The organism is Leuconostoc mesenteroides subsp. mesenteroides ATCC 8293, from assembly GCF_000014445.1.
GTDB classification, from domain to species: Bacteria; Bacillota; Bacilli; order Lactobacillales; family Lactobacillaceae; genus Leuconostoc; species Leuconostoc mesenteroides.
On record NC_008531.1, the window covers coordinates 1512294 to 1527111 of the forward strand.

The 14818-nt window shown below is 38.8% G+C and carries 13 protein-coding genes; 2 read left to right on the forward strand and 11 right to left on the reverse strand.

The annotated features are described in order from the left end of the window. Positions 1–58: 58 nt before the first annotated feature. From priA to LEUM_RS07465, 11 genes are all read right to left on the reverse strand, one after another. Complete coding sequence (gene priA / locus LEUM_RS07415) at positions 59–2470, reverse strand: primosomal protein N' (RefSeq protein WP_011680187.1); 2412 nt, start codon at positions 2468–2470, stop codon at positions 59–61. Continuing rightward, positions 2467–3021, reverse strand: a complete 555-nt coding sequence (locus LEUM_RS07420) for a GNAT family N-acetyltransferase (protein WP_011680188.1) — start codon at positions 3019–3021, stop codon at positions 2467–2469. Before LEUM_RS07420 ends, priA begins: the two co-directional genes overlap by 4 nt. A gap of 41 nt (positions 3022–3062) precedes the next feature. Continuing rightward, on the reverse strand, positions 3063–4205 hold the full coding sequence (locus tag LEUM_RS07425) for a nicotinamide-nucleotide adenylyltransferase (RefSeq protein ID WP_002815228.1): 1143 nt from the start codon (positions 4203–4205) through the stop codon (positions 3063–3065). Positions 4206–4250: 45 nt separating this feature from the next. Beyond that, a complete protein-coding gene (gene pnuC / locus LEUM_RS07430; protein ID WP_011680189.1) occupies positions 4251–5018 on the reverse strand; it encodes a nicotinamide riboside transporter PnuC in 768 nt (255 codons plus the stop codon). Between the two features lie 102 nt (positions 5019–5120). Beyond that, entirely contained in the window at positions 5121–5564 is a 444-nt protein-coding gene (msrB, locus tag LEUM_RS07435; RefSeq protein ID WP_010281611.1) for a peptide-methionine (R)-S-oxide reductase MsrB, read from the reverse strand. Between the two features lie 103 nt (positions 5565–5667). After that, the gene (gene yihA / locus LEUM_RS07440; protein WP_002815235.1) at positions 5668–6252 is read right to left on the reverse strand and encodes a ribosome biogenesis GTP-binding protein YihA/YsxC; all 585 of its coding nucleotides are present in this window, start codon (positions 6250–6252) and stop codon (positions 5668–5670) included. Next, positions 6253–7503 carry an ATP-dependent Clp protease ATP-binding subunit ClpX gene (gene clpX / locus LEUM_RS07445; RefSeq protein ID WP_011680190.1) on the reverse strand — a complete coding sequence of 417 codons (1251 nt, stop codon included), beginning with the start codon at positions 7501–7503 and terminating at the stop codon, positions 6253–6255. It abuts the gene before it with no gap. 140 nt (positions 7504–7643) lie between these two features. Continuing rightward, positions 7644–8939 carry a trigger factor gene (gene tig, locus LEUM_RS07450; protein ID WP_011680191.1) on the reverse strand — a complete coding sequence of 432 codons (1296 nt, stop codon included), beginning with the start codon at positions 8937–8939 and terminating at the stop codon, positions 7644–7646. 165 nt (positions 8940–9104) lie between these two features. After that, positions 9105–9839: a cyclase family protein gene (locus tag LEUM_RS07455; protein WP_011680192.1), complete on the reverse strand. Its 735-nt coding sequence runs from the start codon at positions 9837–9839 to the stop codon at positions 9105–9107. A 410-nt stretch (positions 9840–10249) separates the two neighbouring features. After that, positions 10250–11665 carry a dipeptidase PepV gene (gene pepV, locus LEUM_RS07460; protein WP_011680193.1) on the reverse strand — a complete coding sequence of 472 codons (1416 nt, stop codon included), beginning with the start codon at positions 11663–11665 and terminating at the stop codon, positions 10250–10252. Between the two features lie 127 nt (positions 11666–11792). Then, a complete protein-coding gene (locus LEUM_RS07465; protein ID WP_011680194.1) occupies positions 11793–12998 on the reverse strand; it encodes a DUF2075 domain-containing protein in 1206 nt (401 codons plus the stop codon). Between the two features lie 116 nt (positions 12999–13114). On the opposite strand from LEUM_RS07465, the gene LEUM_RS07470 reads away from it, so the two are divergent. Beyond that, entirely contained in the window at positions 13115–13936 is an 822-nt protein-coding gene (locus LEUM_RS07470; RefSeq protein WP_011680195.1) for an NAD(P)H-hydrate dehydratase, read from the forward strand. A 57-nt stretch (positions 13937–13993) separates the two neighbouring features. Further along, entirely contained in the window at positions 13994–14812 is an 819-nt protein-coding gene (locus LEUM_RS07475) for an exodeoxyribonuclease III (protein WP_011680196.1), read from the forward strand. Positions 14813–14818: the final 6 nt, after the last annotated feature.

Here is a 14818-nt window from a genome sequence, read left to right on the forward strand (position 1 = left end):
CGATAACACAAAAATGTCCGAGCAATCTCGGACAGTTATCAGTATTTATTATAACACATCACATAAATGAGACAGGATCACGATCAATGCTTAGCTGCAAATCACCTTTAGCCTTTTGTGCGCGATTTTGTAGTTCCTGTAGCAACGTGTCCATTTCATTACGTTTTTTAAACTTTAGGATAATTTGAAAGTAATAGCGCTTGCGCATTTTAGCAATTGGCTTTGGCGAAGGTCCTAAAATAATCACATCTTTCTTAGCATGCAAACGTAGCCAGCGCGCAACTTTCAGCATTTGAATGGCGGCTTGATTTTCATCTGAATGGCTGGCTTGTATCTGAACCGTGTAGTAGTACGGTGCGTAATTTCCAGCATGCCGGACGGCCATCTCTTGTCTGTAAAAACCTTCATAATCATGATTTTGAGCATAAGTAATTGCATAATGCTGTGGATTGAACGTTTGCACCAACACCTCACCAGGTTTTTTAGCCCGTCCAGCTCGCCCACTAACTTGGGTCAACAATTGAAATGTACGTTCACTGGCATGGAAATCCGGCAATCCCAAAGAGGTATCTGCATTCAAAACACCGACTAAAGTAACATCAGGAAAGTCGAGTCCTTTAGCAATCATTTGCGTGCCTAATAAAATATCTGCCTCATGATTACCGAATTTTTGAAGCATCTTATCCATACTACCCTTTTTGCGTGTCGTATCTTGATCCATACGAATCACCCGCGCATCAGGAAATAATTCTTGTAACTCAGCTTCAACCTTTTCTGTACCAGTCCCGTAATAACGTATACGTTTAGAACCACATTGCGCACAGATAGTGGGTATTTTTTCTTCATGACCACAGTAGTGGCACTTCAGTGTATGTGTGTCCATGTGCAGTGTCATAGCTAAATTACAATTAGGATCACATGGAACATAACCACAGTCTCGACACATCACGAAGCTTGAAAATCCTCGGCGATTGAGCATCAACACACTTTGTTCATCTTTCGCCAAACGGTCGGCTAATTTGATACGTAATTCTTCCGAAAAATTGGTCTCTGGTCCTCGTGACAGCGTTTCTTTCATATCAATCACATTAACGCTCGGTAGTTTTGCGCCTCCTGCGCGCTGTGTCAGTGTTAATAGTTCATAAACACCGCGTTGTGCTCGCGCACGGCTCTCCAAAGAAGGTGTCGCTGAGCCCAAAATAACCGGTATTTGATAGTATTGACCACGCCAGAGTGCGATATTTCTGGCATCATACCGCGGATTATCAGACTGTTTATAGGTTGTTTCATGTTCTTCATCAACAATAATTAAACCAATATTTGTCAGTGGGGCAAACACAGCAGAACGTGCACCAACAACAATTTTCACATCACCGCGCTCAATTCTACGCCACTCATCGTAGCGTTCACCATCACTTAATCCCGAATGTAAAACTGCTGTCTGGGCACCAAAACGGCCTTTGACCCTTCTAACCATTTGTGGCGTGAGGGCAATTTCAGGCACCAAAAAAAGAACCGTTTTTCCCTGCTCAAAAACATGTTGTGCCACCTGCAAGTAAACTTCAGTTTTACCTGAGCCAGTAATGCCTTCAAGTAAAAATGGTTGGAACCTTTGCGCATCAAATGTACCAGAAATACGTTCATAGGCCTCTTGTTGCTGCGCATTTAACTCAAGTAACGCTGTTTGTTTAACTTCAGCATGAAATGGATCGCGAAGAAGCTCCACTTTTGTTTTCATTAACCATTTTTTAGTTGCAGCTTGGTTTAAGACGGCGTCACTGATATCGATAACATCCTGCAGATCCTTTTTCACCCATGTTTCAGCCAAATGACTGAGTATGAACTGCAACAACGTTTCTTGTTTCTTTGCTGAAGATCGTAATCCTCTTAACTCATCCTCCAAAAATTCAACATCATCACTGAACTGATAAGCTAATTGTGTCTTTATCTTCGCCTTGTCATGCACTGCCACTTCTACATCAATTTTATGTTGACGACGTAGCTTAAGCAAAGTTGCCATATCTGGCTCAGTAAAGTCGCCTGTTTTAAAAGCTATCTCATCAAGCCCTTTAAATAAACGATCACGTACATCGTCATCCACTTCGTCAATAATCCTTAAAGTACGCTCGTAGTTTGCTTTAAACACATTTGGCAGCATCGTTTGTAAAATTGTAATTCGAAAAGCAAATGTTTCACTGGCTAAGTAATCAGATAGATTTAGTAGTTCTGTATTTAATACCGGTGTTAAATCTAATATTTGCTGAATTGGGCGCACTTGTTCCTCTGGTAAGTCAGTTGAAGCGATTAAACCAACAACAAATCCCATCACATTCCGGCGACCAAAAGGCACCGTCACACGCATGCCCAACAATAGCGAATCTATCATATTTTCCGGAACGGCATAGGTATAAGGCTGATCAGTTTGCATTGTTGGCACATCAACAATGATTTGTGCGTATTGTTTCGTCATAACTCTATTTTACCAGAGGGGCTTATAGGCGTCATTTCATTTCGCAAAATGCCATATTTCATGCTATCCCAATACTGACCTTGCCACCATCTCACTTGTCGGATTTGTCCTTCTAATTTTAAGCCCAGTTTCTCGCTTACACGCATCATAGCCTTATTACCAGACCAAGTGGTTAAACCAATATGTGGTAAACTGTCATATTGCTCAAATAATATTTCCAACCACATACCTAATGCACGGGTGCCAATTCCTTGTTGCCATGTTGCTTGTTGATAAATAACAATTCCTACCTCAAGCCAAGATTTTAGTTGTCCATCCTCAAAATATGCACTCACACTACCAATAATTTGACCGTCGTATAAAATAACCCGCCGATTCATATTATTCACGAATCTTTCAGGGCCAATATTATTGATAAAATCGTCTTTTTTAGGTAACACATCTTTAAAATATGGTCCGTTCCATTTAGTCCACTCAGCTTGCGGATCACTATAAGCTGTTTCCCAAAATAACGCTAAATCTTCTGTTTTGAATTGTCGTAATTTTATCATTTTTACCTTTCAAAAAAAACCGGTATAAAACCAGTTTTTCTCTAAATATGCTTAATATTAAATCCTGTTCTAGTTTGAATAGCATCTAGTGCTTGTAAGTAACGTGCATAATATCCATAAGGATCATCACTATCGCCTTTTGCATCAAGAATTACTAGTTTGTCCGTAAATCCATATTCTTCAATCACTTCTAACAAATGGCGGTGGAAAGCCCAACGCGAATCATTATCTGAAGTTGTCATATTTCGGAAGCCGTCATCAACATAAGGAGTCACCGGTGGAATAAGTAGAATTAAGTCAATCAACTCCTCACCAATTGTATTATCAAACAATGGCTTCAGCTGCGCATTATCCACATCGTTTAACCACATATCTGCGTATACTTTGGTCACCATTGCATCAGTATCAAAAATCGTTAGACCATTGTTAGCTGGAGAGTTAATTTCTCTTGAGTTCGCATCATATTGTCCTTGAATTAAACGGATGTAGTCTTTAACGACTAACTCTTCATCGCTAACATTCGATTTTTCTTGATACTCACGAGCATACTCTTCTGAAAATGGTGAATTACTTGTTCGAGCCAAACGACGTACTAATGTGGATTTTCCTGTTGAAGCTGATCCCATCACCGTGACTTTTTTAGCAAAATGGCGTCGAAAAACACGGTTAATGTAATCCCAATTTCCAATAGGATCTTTTCGAATATCTGTTGCTGATATTTTTAATACAGTGCGATCCATCAAGCTCACTTTGAACTGACCGTTCTTCGGTAATCTTGTTTCTAATTGATTTTTGTAATCTTTCTCACCGGTATAAAATGTAATCGTTGCATCTTTATTAACAATATTACGCTTAACCGTTTCAACAATTATTCGTGTCCACTCATCCCAACCATCAGGCATCATTGGGATATTGTCTTCATTGATGTAATCAACTTTAATATCTGTTTCGTCACTAAATGCTTCTCTCAAATAGCGAAAACGTTTCTCAACGGATAATCCGATTTGGTACCCTCTATCGTTTGTGTAACCAGAAGCAATAACAACGACACCATCATTTAAGGCAGCCGCTTTATAAATTTCTGCTTGGTGCCCTACGTGCATTGGTGCTAACGTACCAAAGAAAACGCCAATTTTGTCACCTTGAAGATCATCTGTGAATAAGTTCCCTGCAATTGTTCTCATGACTTTATTAATTATATCCTATTAAAATTTGAACATTGCGCATGTTCATTCTTTTTTGGTTAACTTTCGCCACTGAATAATACCGTATATAGCATTGACAGATAAGGCGAGGTTCATACCTAACATAGCAAACGCACTAGGATCCGCATGTCCCGTCCAAGCACGTCCCCACAAAACAATTTCGACTATATCAAAGAGTAGCCAAGCATACCATGATTCCGCAAACTTTGCGGTTTGCAGAATTTGAGCCCCCATTGATATGGTTGTTGTCAATCCATCCATGTACGGTTGTCTTGACCCAGCCTGATGTAAAATCATACCAACAATCACTAATATAACTAGGAATACTGGGATAACTAGAAGCCATTGTTTGAAGGTCATATATTTAGTCGCTACCACATCTTGACTGTCTTTTTCTGATAAATTATCGCGTTTCATAAAGCCAAGCCAAGCTGCAACACCAACAAATTGCATAACAACCCAAAATGCACTTAAAGCAACCTCACCAAACAACTGTGACTGAAAGGCCAATGGCATGTACATAACAGAATAAATCAGGCCCCAAAAATAATTTGTTATACGACCCTTGGCGACCAATACAACAGTGATAATGTTCATCATCCCGGTTGCCAAGCCAAACCAATCGAGCGTGCTATTGTGAACAACACCCAGTGTCCAAACTAGTAATTGCAGTAAAATCAGTACTAAAAACAATACACCTTCAGCCCATTTCCAGCCAAATAACAATTCTTTGAAAATGTTCACGGGGTTAAAGTAGCGCCAAAAACGATGCCAGACTGGTTCCTCAACCATTATAGATTCTCCCTAATAATTATTTATTTCATTATATCAGTAAATAGCCTAAAAAACCGATTAGTTTAGGGAGATTTTGCCGTCCAAAAACCAGCTATTAATCTAATCTTTAAACAATTTCAAATATTTGCCGTAGCCATCTTTTTCTAAATCTTTTTTTGGAATGAACCGTAAGCTAGCTGAATTGATACAATATCTTAAGCCACCACGATCAGGCAATCCATCATTAAACACATGACCCAAATGAGATGCCGCTTCTTTTGAAGTGATTTCTGTCCTTGTCATTCCTAATGAACGATCTGTATTTTCTTGTAAATGCTCGTCGTCATCGATTCCTTTTGTAAATGATGGCCAACCACAGCCGGAATCGTACTTATCCGTTGAACTAAACAATGGTTCACCACTGACAACATCAACGAAAATACCATCCTCCCACCATTGGTCATACTTACCAGTGAACGGGCGTTCTGTTGCCGCATGTTGAGTCACCTCGTATTCTTCCGGTGTCAAACGAGCACGCAATTCTTCATCGTTATATTTTGTCATAAAATCCTCTTTTTATTTTTTAATTTTACGCTGGTTTTAAGATACGTCAACCAATAGAACTTAGCAGCGAAAATAAAAAAATGTCGGCATTTCTGCCAACATTTTAAATATGTTGTTCAATCCAATGCCACACTTCATCTTTACCATATTTTGTTTCCGATGAGAAAAATTGGAAATCACTGTCTTCATTATCAAAGCCTAATGCTTTTTTAATGACTGATTCAGCTTTATTAAACTTACCACGCGAAATTTTATCTGACTTAGTTGCTACAACTAAAATTGGAATATTATAGTAATGTAGCCATTCGTACATTGAGATATCGTCTTCACTAGGCTCATGGCGTGCATCTACTAAACTAATAACACCACGTAGCTGTTTACGACTAGTGATGTATTCTTCAATCATTACACCGAAAGCTTCACGCTGGGCCTTTGAAACTTTAGCATATCCATACCCAGGAACATCAACGAAATATAATTTATCTTCAACATCATAAAAGTTTAACGTTTGTGTCTTACCTGGTTGTGAAGATGTGCGAGCAAAATTTTTCCGCTGGATTAGTGTATTTGTTAAAGAAGATTTACCGACATTTGAACGACCAACCAAAGCTATTTCAGGTTTTCCGTCTGTTGGATACTGAGACGCTGATACAGCACTCATCACCATTTCGACATTGTGTACATCCATTTATTCACTCACCTTTTTTAATTGCAATTCTGGCTGTTCACCCTGTTCCACGCTGGCTTTGGTAATAATAACTTTAGCAACATCATCACGACTGGGAATATCGAACATGACATCCTTCATCACATTTTCAATGATTGAGCGTAATCCTCGAGCGCCAGTGTGTCGCTTAATCGCAACACTAGCCATTGCATCCAATGCATCCGGTTGAAATTCAAGTTCAACATCATCTAGACCCAAAAGAGCAGTGTATTGCTTAATTAAAGCATTTTTAGGCTCTGTCAAAATTCTTGTTAAATCAGAAATAGTCAACTCGTCTAACACAGTTACAATAGGCAGACGACCAATAAATTCTGGAATCAACCCAAACTTGGTCATATCTTCTGGTTGCACATGATGCAAAATATTGTCGTCATTCAAAGCCTCAGCGTTTTCATTTGCATCTGAACCAAAACCAATAACTCGTTCGCCCAGTCGCTCCTTAATGATTGTGTCGATTCCAGCAAACGCACCACCAACAATAAACAAAATGTTGGTCGTATTCACTTGAATCAACTCTTGCTGTGGATGCTTACGGCCTCCTTGAGGTGGCACGCTAGCAGTTGTCCCTTCAAGCATTTTTAATAGTGCCTGCTGAACTCCTTCACCAGAAACATCACGTGTGATGGAGACGTTCTCTGATTTTTTAGCAATTTTGTCAATTTCATCAACGTAAATAATACCACGCTCAGCAGCTGCAACATCAAAATCAGCTGCTTGCAGTAATTTCAAAATAATATTTTCAACGTCTTCACCAACATAACCCGCTTCAGTCAATGTAGTTGCATCAGCAATTGCGAATGGTACGTTCAGAATACGTGCCAAGCTTTGTGCTAAATAAGTTTTACCCGAACCAGTTGGCCCCATCAAAGCAATGTTTGATTTTTGTAGCTCAACATCTAATGTTGGCGCCACGTTTTCATTAATACGTTTATAGTGATTATATACAGCTACCGCCAGAGTCTTTTTAGCATCTTCTTGTCCAATAACATAATCATTTAACTCATTAACAATCTCGTGTGGTGTTGGCAGTGACAACACTTCTGCTGCACGATCTACAGTCAATTCTTCTTCAATAATGCCTTCAGCCAAAGCAACACACTCATTACAAATGTAAACATCATTTGGCCCGGCAACAATCTTTTTTACTTCACTTGCAGATTTTCCACAAAAACTACAGTGTATTTCTTCTTCAAAATTTGGTGTATTCGCCATGATTATTATCCTAAACTTTTAGTTACTTCCTCCATTCTACCAGTTTATTCCTACGCACGAAATAGTAAATTATGATAGTATGTGTGTCTATAAATTAATTCAAACCAAAATAAAAAAGCCGACAGGCTTTTTTTAATTACTTAAACTGCTTTAGCAGAGTCAGTAACTTTCTTAATAGCTTCGCGCATAGCAATATCATGCTTCAACATTGATTCAGAGATAGCGGCACGCACTTTATCTTCTTCCATGTTGTATTGCGCAGCCAAGCTAGCAACTTCTTCAGAAACTTGTTCTGCTGAAGGATCGATCTTTTCAGCTGCAACGATTGCTTCTAATATCAAGCCAGTCTTTACACGTGTTTCAGCACCTTCTTCGAATTGCTTATGCAAATCATCTTCAGTTTGACCTGAAATTTGGAAGAACATTTCACGTGAAATACCTTGTTGTTGAAGTTGTCCCAAGTATTGGTCGATTTGACGATGTACATCTTCATCGATCATTTCTGCTGGAATTTCATCGCCATCAACTGAGGCATTATCAACTGCCTTAGAAATAACAGCGTCTTCAAAAGCAGCTTTAGCAGCTTGTGCCTTCTCATCAGCTAACTTCTTAGATGTCTTTTCCTTCAATTCAGCTAATGTTTCAACTTCTTCATCAACATCCTTGGCAAATTCATCATCTAATTCAGGCAATTCCTTGCGCTTCAATTCGTGAATTGTTACTTCGAACAAAGCTTCCTTGCCCGCCAAATCAGCAGCTTGGTAGTCTTCAGGGAATGTTACGTTAACATTGACATCTTCACCAGCTGTGTGACCAACTAATTGTTCTTCAAAGCCAGGAATAAATTGACCTGATCCCAAAGCTAGAGAGAAGTCCTTGCCTTGTCCGCCATCAAACTTAACGCCATCAACTGAACCGTCAAAATCAATCACAACAGTATCGCCGTTTTCAGCCTTAACTGATTCTTCTTGCAAAACTAATTCTGCTTGGCCATCTTGCAAACGCTTGATTTCAGCATCTACATCAGCATCAGCAACTTCTTCGTCTTGTGCTTCAACTTCAAGGTTCAAGTATTCACCCAACTTAATAGCAGGGGCAGTCTTGACAACAGCCTTTAAAGTCCAAGCTTCACCCTTATTCATTGAAACGGGTTCGATGTTTGGACGACCAACTGGTGTGATACCAGCTTCATCAATTGCGGCTTCATAGGCAGCAGGCAAAACAATGTCCATTGCTTGTTGGTACAAAGCTTCTTCACCAAACTTTTGGAAGAAGAGTTGCTTAGTTACCTTACCCTTACGGAATCCAGGAATACTAACTTCGTTCTTGTTACGTTGGAAAGCTTGTTCCAAACCTTCTTCAACTTGCGCACGCGCGATTTCAAATTCTAATGTGCCTTGGTTTTTTTCATCCGCAGCTGGTGTCCACTTAGACATGTTATTTCCTCCGAGTTTTCAATACTATATAATTTTAGACTAAATTCAAGAATATCACAACCATTTTATCTATTTTTATCGCTTCAAATAAAACAAATTGACATACTTTTTAGAAATAGCATTTTATGGCGTTTCCATTATTATAGCTGTGCACCCTACAACAAATTATGGTAAGTAGGCAATTACGCGAGTTGGAAAACCTGGCGCTTTCTCAAACTTGGGTGTCATAACAGAAATAATTGCTCCGGTAGCCGGAACTTCATCCAAATGTGTTAGCATTTCAACTTGATAATGTCCTGACCTCAAAACTAGTTCTTCAGCTATAAAACCTTTTGTTGGTTGATTTACAGCTGTGTCCGTGTCATAAGTTTCGTGACCATTAGCTATTGCATGGCGCGTTTCATAAATATATTCAATGGCCTCAGCTGACCATCCAGGATAGTGCTTTTGACCATCACTATCTAAATTATCCATTAACTTTTGATTTGGCCAGCGTTTTGACCAATCAGTTCTAAAAGCAACAAAAGCACCTTCTGGTATTAAGCCGTTTTCATTTTCCCATTCTTTAATATCAGCAACTGTTAGTGAATAATCCGGATTTTTCTTGACAACGTCGGATTTATCAATGACAACTAATGGGGCTATTAAATCTTTCAACGGAATGTCAGTAACCCATTCGCCACTTTTAGCACCAAAATGAATTGGCGGGTCAATATGCGTGGCGTACTGACCCACGAAACTAAATTCTTTAACCAAAAAGCCATCCTTTTCGTTAGTAAAGATCGTTTTTGCAGAGGCCGCATTAAATTTGGGGAAATGGGGTGAGTTTGGTCCAAATTCATGAGACAAATCTACCCATTTACTTTTTTTTAATTCCACCAGAAAATTTTGAATCGACATAGAACTACTGTACTCCTTGGATTAATAATAAAAACCATTCTAACATTAAGCTCATAAAAAAACATAATAATGCTAATACTATTATCATTATTATGTTTTTATTAATATTTACTTCATTCATCACCATACATCGATACTTGTTTAACTCAAAATAAGGCACATGATAACATACACTTATTATATCGAATATAAGAGGATGTTAATTTATTTAGCGATCATTTTTCACACGAACTGGCTGTGGTTGTCCGACACGTAAAACTTTTTTCAATGAAAAACCAATTAAACCTACAGCTACAATAATTAATAGTGTCATAGTCGTTTCTCCTTTGTTTGATTGTTTACTATTTTAGCGTTTCAACATTAAATTTAAATCAATTAAACAAAAATAAAAAACAGCCCTAAAGAGCTGTTTAGTCCAAATTAGTAATTTCGGCAATTGCTTGCGCGTATATCGAAATTGAGCGATACAAATCATCAAGCAGAGCAAATTCATTAACTTGGTGCATTGTGTCTGGTGAGTCTGGGAATAATGCGCCATAAGCGACACCGCGTTTCATTAAGCGACCGTATGTTCCACCACCAATGACTTGATCGTGTGCTGGCAATCCTGTTTGATCATGATAAACACGAAGTAGTGTTTCCACAATTGGATCACTAGGTGCAACATAATGAGGCACTTGAGCATGTCCACCGATAGTTGGTTTCACATCCCATCCATTCAATTGAGAAGCAAGACCCGCTTCAATTTCTTCCGGTGTGATTCCCTTTGGATAACGGAAATTAAAGTTGATAAAGACCTCGCCACCATCAACAAATTTCTGGATACCGACATTCATAGACAAAGGTCCCATCACATCATCAGTATACTTAACACCAAATTTTTCGCCAACAGTATCATTGTGTGCTGGTGTTCCCAAATACGTTAAGAATGACTTAGCTGTACCACCAAAATCAAAGTCTTGAAGGAAGTTTGCTAAGTAAGTCCCAGCATTTTCTCCTGTTTCTGGCATTGCCCCATGAACTTGCTTACCGTTTAAGACAAATTTGATGATCTCACCATCAGTTTCAGTTGAACCAGATACCTTTGGATTTTCTACCAAAAACTCTTGGAATTCTGTCACAATTTTTTCTGAATGAGATGATTTTACCGTTGCACGAGCAATACCTGGGACCATATTTGTCCGTAATCCAGACTCAAAATCAACAAGCTTAACAGTGCCACCATTAGTGGCTTCACCTTTAATGATTACTTGAACGTTACCCTTTTCACCGTTAATGATTGGGTATTCAGCATCAGGTGAGAAACCAAATACAGGCTCTGGCTCAACTTCAAAGTAACGAGTCATCCCCGTCCAATCATTTTCTTCATCAGTTCCAAAAATCAGACGAACCCGACGCTTCAATGGCACATTCAAATCAGACAAAATTTTGAAAGCATAGTAGGCTGACATTCCTGGCCCCTTATCGTCTGAAGCACCACGGGCGATAATCTTATCATCCGTTACAACAGGTTCAAATGGTTCGGTATCCCAACCCTCGCCTGCAGGCATCACATCAACATGAGACAAAATAGCGACATATTCATCAGCATCTTTGGGACCAATTTCAATATAGCCCACAATGTTATCAATATTTTTGGTAGTGAAACCATCTCGCTCAGCAATAGCCAACATCTTAACTAAGGCAGCTGTTGGTCCAGGACCTAAAGGTGCATCAGGCGTTGCTTGTGAATCGTCACGAACAGATTCAACAGCCAATAAGGCTTTTAAATCTTCGATATAGGCTGCTTTACGTTTCTCTGTTTCTTGTTTCCAATCAACTGTCATATTTTTTTAACCTTTCTAGTAACTCATAGGGTTATTATACCCTGTTATGGCATTTTTTTCTAATATTCATGTCAGGAACAAGGATTAAATAATCAAAGTATCCATATACTATATAGCGCTATAACCACTATTTTTTAATAATCGTGGCTAGCTTTCTACGCAATGCATGGTCCGCAGCACAAATATATAACCCTTGTCGGCCACGCTTTAATAGCACATTTAGCGCGTTCAGCATAATAGCTTCTTTCTCTTGCTCACTAAATGAATGACCCTTTGTTTGTCGAAAAGCGGCGTTATCCTCATATTTTTCGGTATGAACCACGATTTTATTTTTATCTTCATCAAATGTGATACTGGGTCCAATAATCACACCAGCATAGTTCAAATCAAAACCTTGAATTGTGTACACTGATCCTACTTCATTAATTGTGTCCGGTCTCAATGCCCATGGTGCTGTACCTGTGTCTAACTGATCCCAAGGTAATTTGAAATCATCAACCGTCACATACCAGATACCGCGATTAACGGTATACGGATAATCCGTTGTTGCTAACAAACGTGACATTCCTACCCGCTTATTTTTTTGTTGAATCATTCTGTAGAGATCATTAGCATTGGAAAAAATATGAAAATCAAATCCGTCAACGAGGCCTAATGTTGAAATTTCTTTATTTTGCGTTAGATTGTCAATCCATTGAACAACATGCTCGTTATTACCTAGCATACGATACTGATTACTTAATTGATAACGCGTTGGTGCGTACTGTGAAACGATTTGTTCCAACCTTTGATTAGTCCACATACTTTTGAATTTTAAGACTTGATGGCTATCAAAAACTAAAATGATAACTTGAGAACGTTTGATAATCTCGACCAGTTGGTTGGTTTGATTAAATTTATTGTAGCGATCAGGTTCAGTTAATAGTAAATGTGCTTCATCAATTAATACAACATCTGCATGACGCTGCTCTTTATCCATTTGATGAATAAAAGTTGTGGGTTTTAGGAACTGTTTCTTTTTTAATTCTTCAGTTTTCCCTGCTAAATCACGATATATTTTCCAAATTTCAGCGTGATTGACCAGTAAATAATTATTAGTTTGATAAAGTGCTGATGACTCATTATTTAAAACAGCATGTTGAAGTTGTTTAAATATTTCAAATAGTACAACACTTTTCCCAGAACCAGCGCCCCCTTCAATAATAAATACTTTCTTTTTTTCTTGCTTCAAACCCTGATTTGCAAAGTCAACCACATCTTGAATCAAATGCGCTTGTTCAGTTGACAATTTTTCCTCATCAGAGAGAATAAAACTATTTTTTTCCATAAACATATTGTACACTATCTACATAATGAGTCACATAAAAAGTCACGCTAGATGAGCACTCCTATCACCTTCTTTGTGCATTAAACAAAACTATCGTGTAGAATAATGTTAAGGATTAAACTATGAAAACATTAACTGAAGATATTTTATACCGAGTCATTAAAAAAAGAGCTAAGGACTCACACAAAGGAACCTATGGCCGTGTTTTAATCATTGGCGGCACGGCACAATTTGGTGGTGCAGTGATTATGAACGCATTGGCTGCAGTTAATTCTGGTGCCGGACTGGTAACCGTAGCCACAGATCCATCAAACTTTACCGCTTTACATAGTCACTTACCAGAAGCAATGGTTGTTGATTTTAATGAGGATCTCACCGAGTATATTAAAAAATCAGACGTTGTTTTAATCGGATCAGGTTTAGGCGATCGTATTGATTTAGTACAACATACCTTTTATGCTATTTTGCCACGTCAAATACTCATCGTTGACGGTTCTGCCTTAACTCTAGTTGCTGAACATAAACTAAAGTGGCCAAAATCGCGACTCGTTTTAACACCACATCAGATGGAGTGGCAACGTCTAAGTGGTGTGACAATCAATGAACAAGCTTTTGAAGCGTTTAATATGCTAGCGCAACAAAGGATGAATGTTGAACCGATTTTAGTTTTAAAACAACATCATACTCAAATTTATACCAATGACTGCGCTTTTGAAATACCAGTTGGTGGACCTTATCAGGCCACAGGGGGCATGGGTGACACACTCGCCGGAATGATTGCTGGATTTACGGCACAGTTTATGTTGTCGTTTTCCGAAGCAATTTTAGCGGCGGTCTATGCTCATTCTGCTATTGCTGACGAACTAGCTGAAACCCGCTACATCACACTACCCACAGAAATCAGTGCCTCAATACCTGAATTTATGCATCGATATTCTCGGTAATACGTGAAAACAAACAGTATGTTAAAATATTTATATAACTCTCAGGGGGACGAAAATTTGAAATTTATCTCATGGAATATTGATTCCATCAATGCTGCAGTTGAACACAAAAGTGTCCGTGGTGAAATGACTTGGAGCACATTAAACGAAATTGCGACCATACGCCCTGACGTTTTTGCCATCCAAGAAACAAAATTGAAATCAACAGGCTTAACTAAAAAACAAGCGACAGCCATTGCAGAACTTTTTCCAGAGTATCATTTGTATGTAAATTCTAGTACTGCGCGCTCTGGCTACTCTGGCACGATGGTGCTTTCCAAAGTGGAACCTACTCAGGTGGAATATCCTACCATTGGTGCGCCAGGTTCCATGGATTTAGAGGGACGCATCATCACCTTAGAATTTCCAACTTTTTTCCTATCAACTGTTTATACACCTAATTCCGGAAGCTCGTTGATACGTCTACCTGAACGTGGTGAGTGGGATGATAAATATCGTGAATATATCAAGACCCTAGACGCTACCAAGCCAGTTATTTTTAGTGGTGATATGAACGTCGCGCACCAAGAAATTGATTTGAAAAACCCAAAACCAAATCGTCATTCTGCTGGATTTACTGACCAGGAACGGGAAAAGTTTTCAGCACTATTGGATGCTGGATTTACAGACACTTTTCGATCATTAAATCCAGACACACCAAGTGTTTATACTTGGTGGGCACAAATTAGTAAAACAAGTAAAATCAATAATTCCGGGTGGCGAATTGATTACTACTTGGTTAGTGATCGAATCGCTGAAAACGTCACAGAATCCTGTGTTATAGATACGGGTGCCCGTCAGGATCACGCACCGATTCTTCTCGAAATTAATGTATAAATAAAA